Source organism: Pelagivirga sediminicola (assembly GCF_003072125.1).
Lineage (GTDB): Bacteria > Pseudomonadota > Alphaproteobacteria > Rhodobacterales > Rhodobacteraceae > Roseovarius > Roseovarius sediminicola.
On the sequence record NZ_QCYH01000088.1, the window covers coordinates 1 to 503 of the forward strand.

1 protein-coding gene is annotated in these 503 nt (G+C 42.3%); it reads right to left on the minus strand.

Annotated elements, in window-relative coordinates:
• Positions 1-28: 28 nt before the first annotated feature.
• Positions 29-430, minus strand: coding sequence for a response regulator (locus DC366_RS20745; protein ID WP_108693794.1), 402 nt, complete (start codon positions 428-430; stop codon positions 29-31).
• Positions 431-503 lie beyond the last annotated feature (73 nt).

The window sequence follows — 503 nt, forward strand, 5'->3', positions numbered from 1 at the left end:
GTACACCAGGTTGCGAAATGGTTGTTGATCAGTTATAGACACGCGCCATTCCATGTTCTTGTCTGCTTGCTATGATTTCGGAAACGGATGATTTTAGTTCAATGGGGTTGAAAGGTTTGGGGAAGAATCGATCTACCCCATAAGGCACCTCGGCAGCAATGGGATCGAAATCTCCGGTCTGGGAAAGAATGACAACCGGGATGTTACGGTACATGCCGCTCACCTTGATGGTTCTCAGGAAATCTTTTCCGCCGAAACCCTTGATTGCAAAGTCGAGAATAATCAGATCGGGGGTGTCGTTGTCCTCTAACCAGATCAGTGCTTCATAACAACTGCTGGCAAGAGCTATTTTATATTCTTTGCCTAATATAAAATGTAATAGCTCTAAGATTGAGGGTTCACCATCCACTACCAGTGCGGTCCTTTTCATTGTGTGTTCTTTTTTCTTTGTTAATTATTTACAATACAAAGAACATCACTAATCGCTTAAGCTTTATAACCAT